This window comes from Commensalibacter sp. B14384M2 (genome assembly GCF_016101865.1).
In the GTDB taxonomy this organism is placed as follows: domain Bacteria; phylum Pseudomonadota; class Alphaproteobacteria; order Acetobacterales; family Acetobacteraceae; genus Commensalibacter; species Commensalibacter melissae.
The window spans coordinates 417,017-436,693 of sequence record NZ_JACFPS010000001.1; the positions used below are offsets into that span (position 1 = coordinate 417,017).

17 protein-coding genes and 1 tRNA gene are annotated in these 19,677 nt (G+C 37.4%); 13 read left to right on the forward strand and 5 right to left on the reverse strand.

Going from position 1 to position 19,677, the window contains the following annotated elements:
- The first annotated feature begins 91 nt into the window (after positions 1–91).
- From H3R33_RS01890 to yegQ, 5 genes are all read left to right on the forward strand, one after another.
- Positions 92–1,483, forward strand: coding sequence for a class II 3-deoxy-7-phosphoheptulonate synthase (locus H3R33_RS01890; protein ID WP_110438247.1), 1,392 nt, complete (start codon positions 92–94; stop codon positions 1,481–1,483).
- A 39-nt stretch (positions 1,484–1,522) separates the two neighbouring features.
- Entirely contained in the window at positions 1,523–2,734 is a 1,212-nt protein-coding gene (locus tag H3R33_RS01895; protein WP_370533600.1) for a nicotinate phosphoribosyltransferase, read from the forward strand.
- A 31-nt stretch (positions 2,735–2,765) separates the two neighbouring features.
- Positions 2,766–3,158 (forward strand): hypothetical protein, encoded by a 393-nt coding sequence (locus H3R33_RS01900; RefSeq protein WP_110438598.1) that lies wholly within the window; start codon positions 2,766–2,768, stop codon positions 3,156–3,158.
- 39 nt (positions 3,159–3,197) lie between these two features.
- Positions 3,198–4,535, forward strand: coding sequence for a glutamate--tRNA ligase (gene gltX, locus H3R33_RS01905; protein ID WP_110438246.1), 1,338 nt, complete (start codon positions 3,198–3,200; stop codon positions 4,533–4,535).
- A gap of 116 nt (positions 4,536–4,651) precedes the next feature.
- A complete protein-coding gene (gene yegQ / locus H3R33_RS01910) occupies positions 4,652–6,010 on the forward strand; it encodes a tRNA 5-hydroxyuridine modification protein YegQ (RefSeq protein WP_198184636.1) in 1,359 nt (452 codons plus the stop codon).
- Positions 6,011–6,169: 159 nt separating this feature from the next.
- On the opposite strand, the gene H3R33_RS01915 is transcribed toward yegQ, so the two are convergent.
- The 3 genes from H3R33_RS01915 to recG form a co-directional block, all read right to left on the reverse strand.
- Positions 6,170–6,976 carry a DUF563 domain-containing protein gene (locus tag H3R33_RS01915; protein ID WP_198184637.1) on the reverse strand — a complete coding sequence of 269 codons (807 nt, stop codon included), beginning with the start codon at positions 6,974–6,976 and terminating at the stop codon, positions 6,170–6,172.
- Between the two features lie 8 nt (positions 6,977–6,984).
- Positions 6,985–7,170 carry a hypothetical protein gene (locus tag H3R33_RS01920; protein ID WP_198184638.1) on the reverse strand — a complete coding sequence of 62 codons (186 nt, stop codon included), beginning with the start codon at positions 7,168–7,170 and terminating at the stop codon, positions 6,985–6,987.
- A gap of 383 nt (positions 7,171–7,553) precedes the next feature.
- Positions 7,554–9,668 carry an ATP-dependent DNA helicase RecG gene (gene recG / locus H3R33_RS01925; protein ID WP_198184639.1) on the reverse strand — a complete coding sequence of 705 codons (2,115 nt, stop codon included), beginning with the start codon at positions 9,666–9,668 and terminating at the stop codon, positions 7,554–7,556.
- 63 nt (positions 9,669–9,731) lie between these two features.
- Here recG and H3R33_RS01930 point away from each other — a divergent pair, with 63 nt between their 5' ends.
- The 5 genes from H3R33_RS01930 (at position 9,732) to H3R33_RS01950 (ending at position 15,642) form a co-directional block, all read left to right on the forward strand.
- Positions 9,732–10,028, forward strand: a complete 297-nt coding sequence (locus tag H3R33_RS01930) for a succinate dehydrogenase assembly factor 2 (RefSeq protein ID WP_110438242.1) — start codon at positions 9,732–9,734, stop codon at positions 10,026–10,028.
- Between the two features lie 11 nt (positions 10,029–10,039).
- Positions 10,040–13,510: a transcription-repair coupling factor gene (gene mfd, locus H3R33_RS01935; protein ID WP_198184640.1), complete on the forward strand. Its 3,471-nt coding sequence runs from the start codon at positions 10,040–10,042 to the stop codon at positions 13,508–13,510.
- 189 nt (positions 13,511–13,699) lie between these two features.
- Positions 13,700–14,587 carry a LysR family transcriptional regulator gene (locus tag H3R33_RS01940; protein ID WP_122123776.1) on the forward strand — a complete coding sequence of 296 codons (888 nt, stop codon included), beginning with the start codon at positions 13,700–13,702 and terminating at the stop codon, positions 14,585–14,587.
- 107 nt (positions 14,588–14,694) lie between these two features.
- A complete protein-coding gene (locus H3R33_RS01945) occupies positions 14,695–15,171 on the forward strand; it encodes a hypothetical protein (protein ID WP_198184641.1) in 477 nt (158 codons plus the stop codon).
- 12 nt (positions 15,172–15,183) lie between these two features.
- On the forward strand, positions 15,184–15,642 hold the full coding sequence (locus H3R33_RS01950; RefSeq protein ID WP_155568267.1) for a DUF805 domain-containing protein: 459 nt from the start codon (positions 15,184–15,186) through the stop codon (positions 15,640–15,642).
- 19 nt (positions 15,643–15,661) lie between these two features.
- Here H3R33_RS01950 and H3R33_RS01955 read toward each other — a convergent pair whose 3' ends face one another.
- Positions 15,662–16,615 carry a hypothetical protein gene (locus tag H3R33_RS01955; protein WP_198184642.1) on the reverse strand — a complete coding sequence of 318 codons (954 nt, stop codon included), beginning with the start codon at positions 16,613–16,615 and terminating at the stop codon, positions 15,662–15,664.
- 144 nt (positions 16,616–16,759) lie between these two features.
- On the opposite strand from H3R33_RS01955, the gene H3R33_RS01960 reads away from it, so the two are divergent.
- The 3 genes from H3R33_RS01960 to H3R33_RS01970 all read left to right on the forward strand — a co-directional run bounded on the left by H3R33_RS01960 (position 16,760) and on the right by H3R33_RS01970 (position 19,380).
- Positions 16,760–17,734 (forward strand): bile acid:sodium symporter family protein, encoded by a 975-nt coding sequence (locus H3R33_RS01960; RefSeq protein WP_198184643.1) that lies wholly within the window; start codon positions 16,760–16,762, stop codon positions 17,732–17,734.
- Positions 17,735–17,919: 185 nt separating this feature from the next.
- Positions 17,920–18,010, forward strand: a tRNA-Ser gene (locus H3R33_RS01965).
- Positions 18,011–18,168: 158 nt separating this feature from the next.
- Positions 18,169–19,380 (forward strand): phage integrase central domain-containing protein, encoded by a 1,212-nt coding sequence (locus H3R33_RS01970; protein WP_198198856.1) that lies wholly within the window; start codon positions 18,169–18,171, stop codon positions 19,378–19,380.
- On the opposite strand, the gene H3R33_RS01975 is transcribed toward H3R33_RS01970, so the two are convergent.
- Positions 19,381–19,662, reverse strand: a complete 282-nt coding sequence (locus H3R33_RS01975; RefSeq protein WP_155580639.1) for an AlpA family phage regulatory protein — start codon at positions 19,660–19,662, stop codon at positions 19,381–19,383.
- Positions 19,663–19,677 lie beyond the last annotated feature (15 nt).

The following is a 19,677-nucleotide window of genomic DNA, read 5'->3' on the forward strand; positions in this document are numbered from 1 at the left end:
TGTTTTTTTAGGAAAATGTTATTGTATGTTTGAATGTAAAATATTAGATAAAATATTTGTAATTTAAGCTTTTATTGAAACAGGATTTACAATGGATAGTAAGATATTGTCTGATGCTAATGTAAATAAGAACTGGACACCAGATTCTTGGCGTTCATTTCCAATTAAACAGGTGCCAGAATATCCAGATCAATCCGTATTGAAATTAATCGAAGATAAATTATTCCAATATCCACCTTTGGTTTTTGCAGGTGAGACGCGTAAACTGAAAAAGCAATTGGCAGCAGCAGCGGAAGGTAAGGCATTTGTATTACAGGGTGGGCCTTGCGCTGAAAATTTTGAGGAATTTACGGCTGATATCATTCGGGATATGTTCAGGGTTATTCTTCAAATGGCTGTCGTCCTGACGTTTGGAGCAAAAGTTCCTGTTGTAAAAATTGGTCGCATTGCAGGTCAATTTGCCAAACCACGCTCTTCATCACATGAAAATAAGAACGGTATGAGTCTTTTATCATACCGTGGCGAAATTATCAATGGAGCTGAATTTACGAAAGAGGCCCGTACTCCAGATCCGAGAAGAATGGAAATTGCCTATTTCCAGTCAGCTGGGACCTTGAATTTGATCCGTGCATTTGCAAATGGTGGCTATGCTAATCTAAATGAAGTCCATCGCTGGAATCTGGATTTTGTCAAGCGCCTGCCTCTGGCAAAACAATACAACAAATTGGCCAATCGAATAGATGAAACTCTAGCGTTTATGAAAGCTTGTGGCTTGACATCACAAAATACGCCGCAAATTCATGAAACAGAATTTTACACATCTCATGAAGCCTTATTATTGCCCTATGAACAGGCTTTGACACGAATTGATTCAACATCCGATGACTGGTATAATTGTTCGGCGCATTTTTTATGGATAGGTGATAGAACACGTCAACCTGATGGTGCGCACGTTGAATTTTTGCGAGGCGTTAAAAATCCGGTTGGTATCAAGGTTGGTCCATCTGCCGATTTGGAGGATTTATTAAAATTGTTGGATATTTTGAATCCAAACAATGAACCGGGACGTATTTCTCTGATCAGTCGCATGGGGGCTGCAAAAGTTAGGGATTATTTGCCCAAGATAGTTCAGGGGATTAAAGATTCTGGTCATATTGTTACATGGCTTTGCGATCCAATGCATGGGAACACGATTTCAACAAGTAACGGGGTCAAGACACGTTCATTTGATTCAATACTTGCTGAAGTTATAGGTTTTTTTGATGTAATGACTTCTTCAAACGCTATTCCGGGTGGTATTCATGTTGAAATGACCGGAACAAATGTTACGGAATGTATCGGTGGAGTCCATCATCTAAAGGAGTCTGATCTTGCAAAACGATACCAGACATTTTGTGATCCTCGTTTAAATGCTGAACAGTCTTTGGAAATCGCTTTTCTGCTTGCTGATGAGTTGACCAAAAGAAATTTTGCGGCTCATTAACAGGAATATTGTTTTGTAATATTATTGAAAGTCAAATGGATGACTGATGGATTAGAGAAAAAGAACGTGGATAAAATTCTGTCATCTACCTTGGCTGTGACAGTACCTGGTAATAATGAGGAAATATTAAATCGTACGGATATGTATTTTGTTCGTACACAGAAAATAATCGAGCAATATGGGGATACAGAAGTTGTTTATGCCGTTTTTTTACGACGTCCTGTAATTTCTGCACCTCGTATTGCTCTTGAATGGCTAGAGCATATTATCGCCAGGGAAAAAATTAATGCCAGTTATAAACTGGCATTTCCAGAAGGGGAATGGGTTGGAGCAGGGTTGCCGATACTATACTTAAAGGGATCCTTTAAACAGCTTGTCACACTGGAAACCATATTATTGCAAAAACTCGGCGCCTGTTGTGTTGCCGCCTGCAATGCGTTTCAGATGACCCAACTTTTGCCAGATACAAGCTTCATCGCGATGGATGCGCGACATTGTGCCGGTTATGAAATGCAGGAGTTGGTGGAGTATGCTGCATGGGTTGGTAGCAAGGCAGCACAAAAAAAGAACGGAGCGAAAGGATTTATCGGGACTGCGAGTACGATAACCTCAAAATTTTATGGATTACATCATGGACTTGGAACAATGCCGCACGCCTTGATCGGTTATGCCGGTTCAACCCTTAAAGCTGCTGAAATGTTTCATGGGCAGTTTCCAGATCAGGAACTTGGTGTATTGGTTGATTACTTTGGTCAAGAAATTACCGATGGATTGGCGGTTTGCAAGGCTTTTCCAGAATTGGCGGCCCAGGGTAAAGTTTTGCTGCGCTTGGATACTCATGGTGGACGATACATTGAAGGACTGAATAGACAGTCATCATATGAACTGTTAATGCGATATGCTCCTGAAACAATTCAACGCTATTGTTCCGAAAAAGAATTGACATATCTGGCAGGAACAGGTGTCTCTGCGGCTGCAATATGGTATATGCGTAAAAAACTTGATGAGGCCGGATTTGATAGGGTTAAGATCATTGCCTCATCGGGGTTTGATATCGAGAAATGTCGTATCATTTCTGAAGCAAGAGCCCCGGTTGATATTGTCGGGACCGGTTCATTCATTCCTGTTTTATGGAATGAAACATATGCAACTGCCGATATTATTGCCTATAATGGCAAACCTTTGGTTAAAAAAGGTCGGGAATTTTTGATTAATCTTGCCCGACAGTATATGCCTAACTTGGGAATATGATAATTTATAATATATGAATGGGGTAAATAATTTGCAAAATCAAGAAGATCAGAACAAAGAAGACAAGAGAGAATATAATGTACAGATCTTTGATCTTTCGAGTGAGCAAAAAAATGAGGTCACTGAAGTGGTTGCCGGTTTTTACAGTTTGGAACATGCCAATGCATTCGCCAAAACTTATGTTCGGGACAGTGTTGAAAGATGCCGTATTCCGGGAGCTTCACGACAGGAAATCTTTGATGCTTGGTCAGCTTTTGGAGAAGATGCGAAAGTTGTTGATTCACGAGAAAAAGAGAATTGGGATTCTTCGGATTCCATTATGATGTTTATTGAAAATGTTGCTACGCCAATGGAAAGGGACTGGCGTGCGCTTGATCCACGTCGTTTGGTGGAAGAGGATGATTTTCCTGAAGACGACAAATAATATAAGTTTTCTTTGTTAATTAAAATACAAGTACAGATTATGAAATTACGTTTTGCCCCAAGTCCTACTGGTTTAATGCATGTAGGAAATGCCCGTCTAGCAGTTGCTAATGCACTTTATGCCCGTCATCATGGTGGAACCTTTATGTTGCGTATTGATGATACGGATGTTGAACGCTCCAAGGAGGAATATGTTCGGGAAATATATCAGGCATTAAAATGGTTTGGGATTGGCTGGGATGAATTCATGCGTCAATCTGAACGTATGGATCGTTATCAATTGGCAATAGAAAAATTAAAACAGTCTGGGCGTCTGTATCCATGCTTTGAAACTAAACAGGAGCTTGATTTTAAAAGAGAGTTGCGTCGTCGGCAAAATAAGCCTCCTATTTATGATCGGGCAATGCTTAAGCTTACGTCTGAACAACGAAAAGAGTCAGAGGCAAACGGAAAAAAACCTCATTGGCGCTTCATGCTTTCTGGGCGTGAAATGAAATGGAAAGACTTGGTTATGGGTGACTGTCACGTCAAATTATCCTCCATTTCCGATCCAGTCATGATCAAGGCGGATGGTACCGTTTTATATACTTTGGCATCAGTTGTCGATGATCTTGAAAGTGGCATTACGCATATTATCCGGGGTGAGGATCATGTGACAAATACAGGTGTTCAACTGGATTTGATTGAGGCATTGACTGATCATCCAAATACGATCCAGTTTGCACATCTACCGTTACTGCTTGACGAGGATGGGGGTAAGCTTTCAAAACGATTGGGAAGTATCTCTTTGCGCCGATTACGCGAGGATGGATTGGAGGCAAAAGCTGTGGTTTCCTATCTGGCAAGATTGGGGACATCAAGAGATCCACAATTGTTGTCTGTTGACGAATTGGCAAAGGATTATGATTTATCCTCATATTCGCGTTCACCAGCAAGGTTCGATATTCAACAAATGTTGGCATTGAATAAAAAGTGTTTACATACAATGGAATTTTCAGAAGTCAGAGATCGATTGCCTGAAGCTGTTACAGAAGAATTCTGGAATATTGTCCGACCCAATATCGATATATTGTCTGAAACGCGATATTGGTGGGATTTGGTTCATGAGGATATTATTCCTGAAGTTGCGGATGAAGATAAATCATATCTTCATCTGGCCTTGGAATGTTTGCCAACTGAACCTTGGGGGCAAGAGACCTGGAGCCAATGGACCAATATTTTGAAAGAGGTTAGTGGTCGAAAGGGAAAATCTCTTTTTCATCCATTGCGTCTGGCATTAACACGAGAGGATAAAGGGCCGGAGATGAGAGGGCTTTTACCGCTGATTGGGCGAGAAAGAGTGGTCAGACGGTTAACGGAGGCATGTTCTCTTGCCTAGATAAATTAAATTATGAAGATAAATAATTTTATCTTCATATAGCTTTTTTAAAAGGTTGAAAAATTTCTTGGCCTTGTTAAAAAGGCTTTTTTATTTCATTAAAGTTTTACCTTGTTATGCGTCAATCTTTGAAAACAGAACTTTTAAGTCCAGCCGGTACGTTAAAAGCCATGCGATATGCATTCGCATACGGTGCAGATGCGGTCTATGCAGGACAGCCACGTTACAGTCTGCGAGTTCGCAATAATGAATTCAATCACCAAAATCTTAAAATCGGTATTGATGAGGCACATGCTCAAGGAAAATCTTTCTATGTGGTGGTTAATATTGCACCTCATAATGCAAAGTTAAAGACATTTATCAAAGATTTGGAGCCTGTTGTTACCATGGGACCTGATGCTTTGATCATGTCTGACCCTGGACTAATTATGATGGTGAGGCAACATTTTCCTCAAATGGCCATACATTTATCCGTCCAGGCCAATGCTGTTAATTGGGCCACGGTTAAATTTTGGAAAGAGATGGGATTAACACGGGTTATCTTGTCACGTGAGCTTTCCCTCAAGGAAATTGAAGAAATTCATCAACATGTTCCAGATATCGAATTGGAGGTATTTGTGCATGGGGCCCTTTGCATGGCTTATTCAGGTCGGTGTCTATTGTCGGGATATATTAATCACCGTGATGCCAATCAGGGAACATGTACAAACTCTTGTCGCTGGAAATATGATGTTGAAGAGGCAAGTGAAAATGAATTGGGAGAAATTGTCAATAAAAACCAATCTGAAACATGTTGTAAATCTGGTGATGTTCCACCTACCTTGGGTGAAGGGGAGACAACGGATAAAGTTTTCATTCTGCGCGAAGAAAAACGCCCTGATGAGGAGATGACAGCCTTTGAGGATGAACATGGCACTTATATCATGAATTCGAAGGATCTGAGAGCAATCCAGCATGTTGAAAAGTTGGTTAATATTGGTGTTTATTCCCTTAAAATTGAAGGGAGAACAAAATCTCATTATTATTGTGCCCGTACTGCTCAAATATATCGCAAGGCAATTGACGATGCCTTGGCAGGTCGGCCATTTGATATGAATTTGATGACAAGTTTGGAATCTCTGGCTCATCGTGGATATACTGAAGGTTTTTTAAGTCGACATAAACATAATGAATATCAAAATTATGAAACAGGTTCATCAATTTCGGTTAAACAGCAATTTGCTGGTGAATTCACTGGTAATTTCAGGGATGGCCTTGCCGAAATCGCGGTTAAAAACCGTTTTGAAATTGGTGATCAACTAGAAATAATGACTCCTGGCGGAAATGTTAGCTTTACTTTAGAAAAAATGGAAAACACGAAAGGGGAAGCCATTAAAATCGCACCAGGAAATAGTCATATTGTCTATATTCCTGTCCAGAAAAATCTTTCTCTCGAATATGCGTTACTTATGCGATATCTGAAAACTGAATCATAATTGAGAATATTGGGTTTATTAATCATTGGGGGGATTTATTAAACTGCGGAAAAAATTTTTCCTAAAGGGTGAACTGTTAAAATATTATAATATTTCTTAATTTACCTTACCTTGATTTTTGTTTGTTAATATTGCATTTAATGATCAGATGAAGGAATTCTAATTTATCAATTGATTTATCGCACTGGATAAATCATTTTCTGTTAAAGGTTGATCACTTAAATTTATGCAACCATAACGTTGCTTTTTAACTGCGGTAAGAAGATAGAAACAATTACGCAGATGATTTTGGTTATCCAGTTTTCTATTTAACTCCAATAGAGCTGTATCTTTTTTTGCAAAGACCATATTTGCTAAAGCTGCACCATGAGGGGCGATAATCAGATCAGCCTGACGAAAAAGATTGACTTGTGCAGCAAAATCCATGTTTTCAAGAAACACTTTTTCAATTGATTTCTCATTCAAAACTTTATCAATAATACGCTGTTCATCAAAACTAATTCGAGGATTTGGATGATGTTCCCTTGAAATGTAAAAACGTTTGGGTAATGAAGTATTGACAGGGGGCTGGATTGTATCGAATAAGGTATAAATTTCATCAAATGTTAGATATAATTCCGGCATCAGGGGTTTATGCCAGAAGAAATGCAGATTTTTTACAGGGTAAATACCATAATTCATAAAAGTGGCACGATTAATCAATCCACTATATTCAAGGCTTTGAACATAAGTTGTTGGGGAGAAAGCGCATTGCCGATTGTCGAATAGGCTATGTTCAGATGGTAAGGCAAGAATTGTATCAGGTGGCAATATGGAATTGGCTAATTGTGTTTTGGAGATTCCATACAATAACCAATGATAATAATTAAAGCAAGCAGCGTCAAAACCCACAAAAACACTATCTAAACTGGACTTTTGTTCAATGTCTGGAAATAAAAAGCCAGAATGATTTTCACTGGGTGGCAATTGTTGTTTTATAAAAAAAAAGAAGGTTCATCAACGATATATCCTTCGGATGTTACGATTACTCCGTCCAGTCCCGGGAAAACGATAAAATATGCGTTTTTAAGGGTAAATAGAGTCAAATACGTAAGAGGTAAAGTTATTTGATCATTATTTTTAGGATTTGATCTTACGTTATAATAAGACAACCCTCGCATGAAATCCCTTTTACCTGTTATAGTATTAAAATTTTTGGGAAGAGATAAAATGGCAGGGGATGAAATACAAATTTTTTTTTGCTTTGATATTTTTTCAAATGAACGGAAATCTTGTTTTAAAATTAAATTATTTGAAATCATTATATGAAACTTTAATTTTTTTGAAATAAATGAAAATATAAAAAAGAGAAAGGAAATATTTGTCAATATGTTATAATATTATTGATTTGTGGCAAATTAAATATGAAATTATTTCAATAATTGAAGAATAAATTTATGTTAATTTAATTATCTTAAAATGATGTTTCCTCAGATTTTTTGAATTACAAATTATAATTTATTGAAAATTGTTTTGTTGCATTACTGTGATGCTATTCTGGAAATCATCCTGCTTTGATAAGGTTTTGAATATTATTTTTTTCAAATAACATGAGTAAAACTTGTATTGACGTTTTTTCATCAATAGAGGCTTGAGTTTCTTTGTTATACCAGTATTCAGCAGCTTTCCAGGCTGTATTAATCCAATGATCCAACATGATTTCATTGACCATTTTAAAATTGGGTAAACCGGATTGTCTACGACCTGTTACCTCTCCGCCGCCCCGTATCCTGAAATCCTCATCAGCTATCAGGAAGCCATTCTCTGTGTCTCGTATGAGGGATAATCTTTTTTTCGCTATATAACTAATTTTATCATCATGTAAAAGAAGACAGTATGACTGTTTTTCTCCTCTTCCAACACGCCCACGTAATTGATGCAATTGTGCAAGACCAAAACGTTCTGCATGTTCAATAACCATGATGTTAGCATTGGGAATATTGACGCCAACCTCGATGACTGTGGTGGCAACTAGTATTTTGGTTTTATTGTGTGCAAATTTATCAAGTTCAGCTTGTCTTTTGCCGGTATCTTGTTGGCCATGCGCTAGGCCTACATTCTCGATACCAAAATAATGCTGTAGGCTCATGTAACGATCTTTGACTGCAGCCAGATCCATAACCTCGCTTTCTTCAACTAGAGGACAGACCCAGAATATTTGACAACCTTTTTGAATGGCTCTTTTGATACCCTCCAAGATTTTATCAGTTTTGCTTAATGCATGTAGCGTGGTATGTATAGGTTTCCGGTTTGCAGGTTTTTCTGTAAGATGACTAACCTGCAATTCTCCCCATCTTGTCAGTAAAAGGGTTCTTGGAATAGGGGTTGCTGTCATTACAAGTGTATCTGTATTTTCCCCCTTTTCCCCCAGTCTAATGCGTTGTTCAACACCGAAACGATGTTGTTCGTCAATAATGACAAGCGCCAGGTTATGAAAAACAACTTGTTCCTGAAACAGGGCATGTGTACCGATAGCAATTTTTGTTTTTCCGGTTTTAATTTTATCGAGGGTTTCCTTGCGAGCTATTCCTTTTATGGAACTGCTTAAAAATGAAATTTCAACAGGAGCAAGTTTCATAAAGGTTTCATAATGTTGTCTGGCAAGAATTTCAGTGGGTGCCATAATAACACTTTGGAATCCCGCTTCAACAGCCTGTAAGGCGGCCATTATAGCAATAATGGTTTTACCGGAACCGACATCTCCCTGTAATAATCTTAGCATGCGATAAGGGCGTTCCATATCTGTCTGAATTTCCCTGAATGCCTGTCTTTGGGAAAATGTCAGTGAATATCCGAATTTTTGTAAAGCGTGGCAAATAAGATGATTATCACCAATCAGGGATTTTCCTGTGGTTAACTGATTTGTATGTTTTATTTTTGTAATGGCTAATTGTTCCGCGAATAACTCATCAAATGCCAAACGGGAACGTGCCCGACTTTCAACAGCTTCATAGGTTTGATTTTCAAAAAAAGTGGGGAAATCTCCTGGAAAATGTAGCAAATGAAGCGCTTCTTTAAAACTTGGCCAATGGTGTTGATGTAAAAGGGAAGGATTGATCCATTCGGGCAATTCGGGACATAGGTTTAATGCCAGGCGTAAAGCTTTTGAAAGATTTTTTGGGAAAAGGCCTGCTGTTAAGGGCCATACAGGTTCGATTAATGGAATGGCCTGTTGGTTATATATAGGTTCAATATAATGTGGATTGGTTATAATCAGTTTGTTATTTTTATTTTCTAAAAGACCTGAAACAACAAATATTGTATCAAGGGTCAGTTTTTTTGCTTGCCACGATGAAAAAAATATCATTTCAGCTTTAGCACTGCCATCGTTAACAAATATACGCCAGGGTTGTTTATGATGACGGGGTTTTTCAATATGGGTAATTTCTATTTGAAGTGTAACTATTTTTCCAGGGATTGCATTTTGCAATTTGGGGCGATATCGTCGGTCAATTATTGAAGTGGGCAAATGAAAGAGTAAATCAATAATTCGCTCACCACCAATTGCATGGGTCATTAACTTGCTCAATTTCGGACCTATACCTTTAAGACTGGATAAGGGGGACAATATAGGTTTTATGGAAAGATAAAGGGAAGGTGGAATAGAGGGGGGACTCATGATTATTTTGGTTATGAGAGTGTAGAATTGTTTAAATTTAGATATCAGTATAGGATATGTTAAATGGTAGAGCAAAAAGAAAATATAAGTTCACTTGAGGCACGAAAACGCAGACTGATTTATCGTGCAACTCATAGAGGGACCTTCGAGGCTGACTTAATCATCGGTCAGTTTGCGATGATGAATGTACCAGCAATGACAATTATTGAAATTGAGGATTTTGAAAAAATAATGGAATTGGCTGATACAGATTTGATGTTATGGTTGACAGGTTTCGAGCCTTACCCAAAAAAAATTGAGAGTCCTGTTTTTCTTTCGCTATATCATTTTGCTCAACAAAATAAACCGAATAAACATTAAGGAGAAATCGCATGGGGGGAGCCTCAAAAAAGCAATTTAAAAATTTTTTGCCGATATGGGGAGCTCCCGAGGGATATGATGCCTTTTTATTAAGTAAAATTGCTCAGGAATGTTATCAAAAAGATAACCATGTTCTGGTTCATGTCGCACGGAATGATATAGATATGAACCGGTTGGCTGATTTACTCTATTATATCGCACCTCAACTAAATGTTTTGAATTTTCCTGCCTGGGATTGTTTGCCTTATGACCGTGTATCCCCGAACAAGGCGATAACCTCGGAACAGGTAGCAACATTGACGCAATTACTTGAACCCTTGACCGGGCCAAGGATCATATTGACGACAATACCCGCACTGTTACAAAAAATAGCACCCAGATCAGTCTTTGCAGGACGTGCTCTGACCCTTAAACAGGGTGAAAGTCTGGATCAGGAATTTTTAGTCGAACTTCTTGTTGCGCAGGGATACAATCGTACGGATACAGTTATGGAACCGGGTGAATTTGCCTTGAGGGGTAGTTTATTTGATATTTTCCTGGCTGGGGAAGAAGAGCCTGTCCGCTTGGATTTATTCGGAGATGAGATAGATTCAATTCGCTGTTTTGATCCGATTACGCAACGTTCAACTCGGAAAGTTACGGAACTTGTTTTAAGACCTACCGCAGCTTATTCTCTGGATGGGGAAAGCATATCAAGGTTTCGTACGAAATGGCGAGAACTGTTTGGTCAGGGATCAATGAGTGATCCAATTTATGAAGCCGTTTCGGAAGGCCGAATGGTTCAAGGACTTGAACATTGGTTACCTCTTTTTCATGATAAGATGGAAACGTTTTTTGATTATGTTTCTGATGTTAAACTGTCTTTTTCATATCAGGCCGAGGAGGCATTGCAACCAAGACTGGAAATGATTGCTGATCATTATGAAGCCCGCAAACAGCCAGTAAGAAATGGCGAAGTTGTATATCGTCCCTTACCACCTGATTTGCTATATCTTACTCAATCTGAGTGGAATCATATAGTCACGCGATATAAAGGGGTGTATTTTTATCCTTTTGCAATGCCTGACGGATCCAGTGGAATGGATGCAGGGGGAAGGCCAGGTATAGTTTTTGCTAAAAGTAATCTGACAGTCGAAGCCGATAATGTTTTTGATATGTTCAAGTCAAGATTCAGGGAATGGTATTCATCTGGACGGAAAACATTGGTTGCCGGCTGGACAAACGGATCAAGAGAGCGCATCGCTACATTATTGAAAGAACACAAAATCGCAGTTCAGAAACTGGAAGGGTGGCAAGAAGTTAAAAATTTCAGGGAAGCTTCTGTTGGATTATTGACTTTTGGTTTGGATCGCGGATTTGTTGCCGATGATTTCATTCTTGTTTCTGAAGCCGACTTGTTAGGGGAAAGAATTTCACGTCCACATAGAAAACGGAAAAAAGCCGAGCAGTTCATTTCAGAAGCTTCTGAAATTAGCGAGGGAGATCTTATTGTACATCAGGAATATGGGATTGGTCGTTATCAAGGACTGGTTAATCTGGAAATAGGTGCTGCGCCACACGATTGTCTGGCACTTGTTTATCATGGTGATGAAAAATTATTCTTACCTATCGAAAATATTGAGTTATTGAGCCGTTATGGATCTGATCAAACGGGTGTTGCTCTGGATAAACTGGGAAGTCCTGCATGGCAAAAACGTAAAGCCACAATGAAGGCTCGTATTCGGGACATGGCTGGTGAGTTATTGAAAACAGCCGCGGCCCGCTTGATGCAGGAAGCGACGATCGAGACCCCTCCTGAAGGATTGTGGGAGGAGTTCTGTGCACGGTTTCCCTTTATTGAAACGGATGATCAGGCAAGGGCTGTTGCTGATATTATTCAGGATCTTGCTTCCGGACGTCCCATGGATCGTTTGATTTGTGGTGATGTTGGTTTTGGTAAGACAGAAGTGGCATTACGTGCCACTTTTATTGTGGCCATGAATGGAAGCCAGGTGGCGGTTGTGGTACCGACAACCCTATTGGCACGTCAACATTATCAAACCTTTGTGAAACGTTTTGAGGGATTTCCGGTAAAAATTGCCCAACTTTCCAGAATGGTGACATCAAAAAATGCGGCACAGATCAAAAAGGAATTGGCAGATGGCAATGTCAATATAGTGATTGGTACACATGCTTTACTAGCCAAGACGATCAAGTTTGCAAATTTGGGTATGCTTATTATAGATGAAGAACAGCATTTTGGTGTTGCGCACAAAGAGAAATTGAAAACCTTGCGTGAAGATATTCATGTATTGACATTATCTGCCACCCCATTACCAAGGACGTTGCAATTATCATTGACTGGAATGCGAGAGATAAGTCTAATCGCAACGCCTCCAATTGATCGTTTGGCTGTTAGAACTTTTATCATGCCCTTTGATCGTATCGTTATTCGAGAGGCTATTCAAAGGGAGCGATTCAGAGGGGGGCAAATATTCTGTGTTGCACCACGTGTTCAGGATTTGCAAAACCTGCAAGATCAACTTTTGGATATAGTTCCAGATTTACGGTTGGTACAAGCTCATGGGCGGTTATCCCCTACAGAACTTGAACGGGTGATGACTGAATTCAATGAAGGTAAATATGATGTATTGCTTTCGACCAATATTGTTGAAAGTGGACTGGACATGCCAACTGTCAATACACTGATAATCTATAAGGCTGATCATTTTGGATTAGGTCAGTTATATCAATTGAGAGGTCGTGTGGGACGGGGAAAACAGCGTGGATATGCGTATTTGACATGGCCACAGCATCATTTTCTTTCCAAGAATTCTGAAAAGCGACTGGAAATAATGCAGTCACTGGATAATCTTGGGGCAGGATTCACTTTGGCATCTCACGATCTGGATTTGAGAGGGGCGGGTAATCTGCTGGGAGAAGAACAGTCTGGTCATATTCGGGAAGTTGGCGTTGAGCTATACCAGAAGATGCTTGAAGAAACAGTGGCAAGCCTCCGTGCAGAAAAAAATAATCAGTTATTGGAAAATCAGGATTGGACACCCAATATCACTTTGGGATTACCTGTTCTGATCCCGGAAACCTATGTGACGGATCTATCAGTAAGATTGGGTTTATATCGACGAATAGGCAATCTGGAAAATCATGATGATATTGAAGCCATGCAAGTGGAATTGATAGATCGTTTTGGGACCTTGCCTGAAGAAGTAAGCAATCTGCTTCATGTAATGAAACTGAAAAAACTTTGTAAAAAAGTTGGTGTTAATCGCATTGAGGCTGGACCGAAAGGGGTTGTTGTTCAGTTTTTTAACAATCAATTCAAAAATCCTGAAGGATTAGTACAATGGATAGCCGGTATTAAAGATCAGTCTGTGAGATTGCGTCCTGATGGTAAATTGATATATTTGCGAGAAACCCCGTTTGCAAAACGGATTCAGCGTTGTCAATTCTTATTAAACAAGCTTGTTGAAATTTACCGATAATAAAACGTCATTTCCTAAATTAGGCAGACTGAATTTAGCTAGAAATGACATTTTGAAGCATTCATGAATTTATTTATTAATAAGACATAATTTATTAAAATCATTGAATATTTTTTAATCCAATGATAATGTTACGTAATTTAAATGTTTTTTTAAGAAATAAATAAAGTTAAGTAGAGAAATTAGATTATGTTGCAAAAAAATGTCAATGATCTTTTGGTTTTTTTAACAATTGCTAAAGAAAGAAGTTTTACAAAGGCAGCATCAAAATTAGGTGTATCCCAATCCGCATTAAGTCATACCATGCGAAATCTTGAAAAAAATCTAGATGTGCAATTATTATCCCGTACTACACGAAGTGTAGAGCCAACCAAGCTTGGTGAGATTTTATTGAAAAATATTGCGCCGAGATTAGAGGAAATTGTTGAAGAGCTTGGCAAGATTATTGATTTGAAAAAAAGGCCTTTTGGAAATATCAATCTTTTAACAGATGAACATGCTGCAAACTTTGTTGTATGGCCTCATTTGCGAAATTTTTTGCGACATTATCCTGATATAAAATTTAATGTAGAGGTTTCTTCCAATCTTCAAAAAGAAATTCATGGAAAATATGATGCAAAAATAAGCCTTGGCGAAGTTGTAGACAAAGATTTCTTATCAATAAAAATTAGCGCACCTGTCCAAATAGCGGTTGTCGCGTCACCATTATATTTACAAGATAAAAAAATTCCAAAAACGCCGCATGATTTGCTCAAACATCAATCTATAAACTACTTTCTTTCTTTTATGCAAAATCAGTATGATTGGGAATTTGTTGTAAAGGGTAATACACAAATAATCCATATGGAAGGTCAATTTTCTTGTAATACCCTAACCCAGGTCATACAGGCCACACTGGATGGTTTTGGTTTTGCCTATATACCCTTGAAAGAGGTTTATCACGCCATTCAGCAAAAACATCTTGTACATGTTTTATCTGAATACTGTCCCTCTTTTTCAGGATATTATCTGAGATACCCCAATCGAAACAATTTTACACAGGCATTTTCTTTGCTATTGCAAAGTTTTGAACATTAAATTTCGCTATTTATATTATTACCTTGCAAATTATAATTGCACTTTTATTTTTTTCAAATTAAATTGATGTAAAAAATATACATATTAATTAATTCAAGAGAAACAAGATGTCAGATTTAATTTTGGCGCGGGCTTTACATGTATTGGCAATTGTAATTTGGATAGGTGGGGTATGTATGGTGACAACGGTTCTTCTACCAACCATTCGTAAAAATTTTTCATCCAGCGAACGATTGTCTATATTTCATCGTATTGAAAGGCGTTTTGCTACACAGGCTCGTTTTACAACTTTGATAGCCGGATTATCCGGGTTTTACATGGTATGGCGAATGCAAATATGGAATCGATTTGAGCATATAGAATTTTGGTGGATGCATGCCATGTTTTTGGTGTGGTTAATCTTTACAACCATGTTATTTGTTATTGAACCCTTTATACTCAATAAAAAATTAGGGGATAGTGGTCAGCAACAACCCGATAATGTATATGTTAAGGTTCAGAGATTACACTGGTTTTTATTAACCATCAGTTTCATTACAATCATTGGTGCAGTCATGGGAAGCCATGGTTTCGCTTTTTTTTGAGAAATAAATAAAATGATGAAGATGCATAATATTCGATTGGGTCGGGTGATTTCAATTTTTATATCGAATTGGTGGGATGCTATACTTCATTATTTTTATTTCAGTGGCAGGACAAGCAGATCAGGTTTTTGGTGTTTTGCAATTCTAAATAGTCTGATTCTATATTTTTTATTTTGTATAGATGAATATTTTCATTTGATTTACAGAGTGACTTTTCATTATTATTATTGTGATATCCATCTATTTTTTTTAATATATTTTTTATTAACGATCTTTCCATCATTTGTACTGTTCATACGTCGCCTGCATGATCTTAATTTGTCAGGTTGGTGGGTTTTGTTGATGATTATTCCCTTACCCTATCTATACCTCAATTTTTTAATTCAGATTATTTTTCTTGTTATAGCAAGTTTTCCCGGTTCAGAAAATAATCAGTATGGTATCAAACCCATTAATCAGGTTACTGTTTAATTCATATTCTTTGTTTAAATTACCATACGGGAATGGGAACATTATTAACCTTGAACAGATTTCCCTGCCAGTTTATATCCCATTCAAGATTATTGTTTCCGACAGAACGTCCGGCAAATTTAGCCAAAATCAATGCTGTCTTTAGATTATTTATACGGGTAGAACCACTATTTGCAATCAATTTTTCCATATTGCTTACAGTGATTTTACCTTTTGCCGATTGGAAGTTGAGCTCTCGGTCAAGTAAGGCGTTTCCATACGCAGTAATATGGGTTAAATTGTTCTGCATCATTAAGTTATTGATTTTTAACGGTAATGACAGGTCATAAAATTTATCCTCATTATTGCCACTCGCGGCGGCTAAAATTAGGGGATAATATTTTGTAGGGGTATTCAGATTCAAAATGCCTTCTCTTGGAAGGAAAAGGTTTGATTTTTGAGAGGGATTTATTTCATTCAGACCTGAAAAAAACAGTTTCAAATTTACATTGTCAGCGATATTTTGAACTTGCAACCGTATTTCATCAGCTTTGTAGGCATTGTTTAAATTTTTTATTAAAATGTTTCGCCATATAATGGTAAGTTGTTCGTTTTGTTTAAGTTGTTTTAATATAGGTGTAATAGAATCAGTATAGTAATTTTTGTTACAGGAATTGATTTGATATTTCAGAAATACGGTCAACAATCCGGTCGATGTGATATTGGTAACTCTTTGCAACTGATCCTTGGACAAGGTTTTACCGCTCTGGTTTACCATTAACTGTTTGCTATTCAGGAAAACATTGGAATTATCCGGAATTTTGACAGTATAATTAGTAACTTGTAAAGAATTGATATGATGATCAACAGTGTCTGATGATATATTTGAACAGTATGAATGCCAAGTTACAGAAGCGAAAGTTACTGCATTATTAAATAGTGAATAAATAAGCATCAGCACGAAAAAAGGCAAAGACTTTAAAAATATACTCATAACCATAGAAACATTTTTCATTTTCAAAAAAGAATTAAACTATATCGATATTAAGAAAGATATTAAAGGGTTATTTACAAAAGATTGAAAATTATAATAGTTGGATAATGATTTGGATCAAAACTAAAAGGTTAAGGATTTTCAATGCCGAAATATCTGGACCCGTTTTTAATTTTACTATTAATGACCGTTGCAATGGCAAGTTTTTTTCCATGTCACGGTTCGGGTGTTCTTTTTTTTAATAATCTGGCTGTAATAGCCATTGCTCTTATGTTTTTTTTGCAAGGTGCAAGGTTATCTCGTCAAGCAGTGATTGAGGGTATTTTTCACTGGAGATTACATTTACTAATTTTTGCATGTACGTTTGTCATTTTTCCTATACTGGGATTAGGCTTGCATTATTTATTCCCAAAAATGTTATTGCCTGATTTATGGATAGGCATTCTTTTTTTATGCTGTTTACCATCTACAGTACAATCGTCAATTGCATTTACATCAATCGCAAAAGGAAATGTGCCGGCTGCAATATGTTCAGCTACTGCCTCAAATATTCTGGGAATTTTCATAACTCCTTTTTTGGTTGGATTAATATTTTCTAATCATCATCAGGCTATTTTTTCAAGAGATAATCTTAACATAGTTTACCAATTGTTATTACCCTTTATCATGGGACAGATCCTGCAGCCGTGGATAAGGGAATGGGCATTAAGAAATTCCCGTCTTTTATCCTGTTCTGATCGTGGGTCAATCCTGATTGTTGTTTATACAGCTTTTAGTCAGGCAGTGAATATGGGTTTATGGTACAAATTATCCTTGTATCAGCTTATGAAACTGATTTTAATTGACGTGGTTTTACTAGATTCAATTTTAATAATTTCTTTTTTGCTATCGAAACTTTTTAAATTTTGTTGGCAGGACCAAATCAGCATTGTTTTTTGTGGATCAAAAAAATCTCTAGCTTCCGGGGTTCCAATTGCAAACGTGTTATTGCCTCCCTCAATGGTGGGAATGATAATATTGCCTTTAATGATTTTTCATCAAATTCAGCTATTTGTAATTGCGATCATTGCACAATATTGTAATAAAATATCCGATAAAAAGAAGGTTTATAAGACATAATCAAGAAATACCTGATATGTTTGTCACTCTATCAAAGATTTGGCGATTTAATGTTTTATTTTATTATTAATCTAAACAAATTAATCTTATAATGATATTTCATTTTCAAAATCAGTTTTATTAATAAAAGTAAAAAAAATGCTTGCCAAATCCACGTTAAATCATATATGAAGTTTTCATAAGTCGGAGAGGTGGCCGAGTGGTTTAAGGCAGCGGTCTTGAAAACCGCCGTGCGTGAATAGCGTACCGTGGGTTCGAATCCCACCTTCTCCGCCATTCAATAAAACATTATCCCACATTACCCAACATTTCCCGCAGAAAACTGGTATTTTTAAGTAAATTAACAAACATTATCCTACATTATAAAACATTTGAACGCATTTAATATTGGGGTATATTCTGGGGTATATGATTTTTCATCTTGGGGTATATAGATGTTAACGGATAAAGCCATAAAAACAGCCAAATATCAGGAAAAGGGTAGAAACAAGCTTTATGAACGCGGTTTATACCTGGTTATCACAAAAGCAAACTCCAAGATATGGCGTTTCAAATACACTTTCGCAAAAAAAGAGAAACTGTTGACTTTCGGTTTATATCCACAGGTATCACTGGCGGATGCAAGAAAAGCTAGAGATGAGGCAAAGGAGGATATTGCAAAAGGTATTGATCCTGGAATCGCCAAATTGCAACAAAAATATTTTCAATCCATACAGCAGGAAAACACGTTCGAGAATATTGTAAACAGATGGTGGGATTTAAACAGGGATAGATGGACAAAACGGCACGCCAATGATGTCATGACCTCACTGCGGAAAAATATCATTCCTCATATAGGGCATCTGGTTATTCATGATATCAATACCCCGCTGATTTACGGTTTATTGCAAAAAATAGAAAATAAAGGATCTATTGAAACCGCCCATAGAATAAGGCAAAGAATCGAATCTGTTTTCAACTACGCCATTTCAATTGGAATTTATAAAGAGAATAATCCGGCCTATCTCGTTAAAGGTTCATTGAAAAAAGTTGTAAGGAAAAGAAAGCAGCCCGCTATTACCAATCTCGAATCACTAAAGGAAATGCTGAATAAAATTGAATTGGAACCGGGAAGACCGATAACCAAGCTTGCCATACGCTTATTATCGATTGTATTTGTAAGGCCTGGAGAATTGCGGGGAATGCGATGGGATGAGATTGATGGAGATGTATGGTCAATACCATCGCAACGTATGAAAATGAAAAAAGGACATAAAGTTTTTCTATCCAGTCAGGCAAGGGAAATATTGAATGAGGTGAAAAATTTTTCTGGAAACAGTCCGTATGTATTTCCAGGTGATCGCTCGATACTGAAACCAATGAGTGAAAATGCGATGGGATATTTAATCAACAGGGCTGGTTATAAAGATATTCACACACCGCATGGGTTCAGAGCGTCTTTTTCAAGTATCATGAATGAAAAATATCCAGAAGACCGCTCTATCATTGATATGATGCTGGCACATTCACCAAAAAATATGGTTGAGGCAGCATATAATCGTGCGGAACATTCTGAAAGAAGAAAACAGTTATACCAGATATGGGCGGATTTACTGTTCGACGGACTGAGACCAGTAAGGGAATTGACCATTATGCCCAGGAGGTGATCAGTTGCGTTCCTTTTTGATTTTCTCTTCCCATTCCTTCACTTCACTTCTCAACCATATATCCCTCTTTTCTGAAAACTGTAATGGTTTCGGGAATCCCTTTTTATTGGACATATCAATCAGGGTTCTTCTATCCAGCTTTGGCAGGTCATATCTTTTTTGCAAACCCTGAAGGCTAAAAAATTTATTCTCATTATTGATATATTTATCTATTTGTTGAATAATTTTTTCAACTATAAGATTGATATCATCACTTTCTATTTTAATATGATCTTTATTCATTGTATCGGCAGTCTA

What these genes read in the sequence shown, in the direction of transcription:
- H3R33_RS01930 (WP_110438242.1), top strand. Translation starts at nt 9,732, where the DNA reads ATGGTAGAGCAAAAAGAAAATATAAGTTCACTTGAGGCACGAAAACGC.
- H3R33_RS01895 (WP_370533600.1), top strand. Translation starts at nt 1,523, where the DNA reads ATGACTGATGGATTAGAGAAAAAGAACGTGGATAAAATTCTGTCATCT.
- H3R33_RS01890 (WP_110438247.1), top strand. Translation starts at nt 92, where the DNA reads ATGGATAGTAAGATATTGTCTGATGCTAATGTAAATAAGAACTGGACA.
- H3R33_RS01960 (WP_198184643.1), top strand. Translation starts at nt 16,760, where the DNA reads ATGCCGAAATATCTGGACCCGTTTTTAATTTTACTATTAATGACCGTT.
- recG (WP_198184639.1), bottom strand. Translation starts at nt 9,668, where the DNA reads ATGAGTCCCCCCTCTATTCCACCTTCCCTTTATCTTTCCATAAAACCT.
- mfd (WP_198184640.1), top strand. Translation starts at nt 10,040, where the DNA reads ATGGGGGGAGCCTCAAAAAAGCAATTTAAAAATTTTTTGCCGATATGG.
- yegQ (WP_198184636.1), top strand. Translation starts at nt 4,652, where the DNA reads ATGCGTCAATCTTTGAAAACAGAACTTTTAAGTCCAGCCGGTACGTTA.
- H3R33_RS01920 (WP_198184638.1), bottom strand. Translation starts at nt 7,170, where the DNA reads ATGCGAGGGTTGTCTTATTATAACGTAAGATCAAATCCTAAAAATAAT.
- H3R33_RS01975 (WP_155580639.1), bottom strand. Translation starts at nt 19,662, where the DNA reads ATGAATAAAGATCATATTAAAATAGAAAGTGATGATATCAATCTTATA.
- H3R33_RS01950 (WP_155568267.1), top strand. Translation starts at nt 15,184, where the DNA reads ATGATGAAGATGCATAATATTCGATTGGGTCGGGTGATTTCAATTTTT.
- H3R33_RS01945 (WP_198184641.1), top strand. Translation starts at nt 14,695, where the DNA reads ATGTCAGATTTAATTTTGGCGCGGGCTTTACATGTATTGGCAATTGTA.
- H3R33_RS01970 (WP_198198856.1), top strand. Translation starts at nt 18,169, where the DNA reads ATGTTAACGGATAAAGCCATAAAAACAGCCAAATATCAGGAAAAGGGT.
- H3R33_RS01955 (WP_198184642.1), bottom strand. Translation starts at nt 16,615, where the DNA reads ATGAGTATATTTTTAAAGTCTTTGCCTTTTTTCGTGCTGATGCTTATT.
- gltX (WP_110438246.1), top strand. Translation starts at nt 3,198, where the DNA reads ATGAAATTACGTTTTGCCCCAAGTCCTACTGGTTTAATGCATGTAGGA.
- H3R33_RS01940 (WP_122123776.1), top strand. Translation starts at nt 13,700, where the DNA reads ATGTTGCAAAAAAATGTCAATGATCTTTTGGTTTTTTTAACAATTGCT.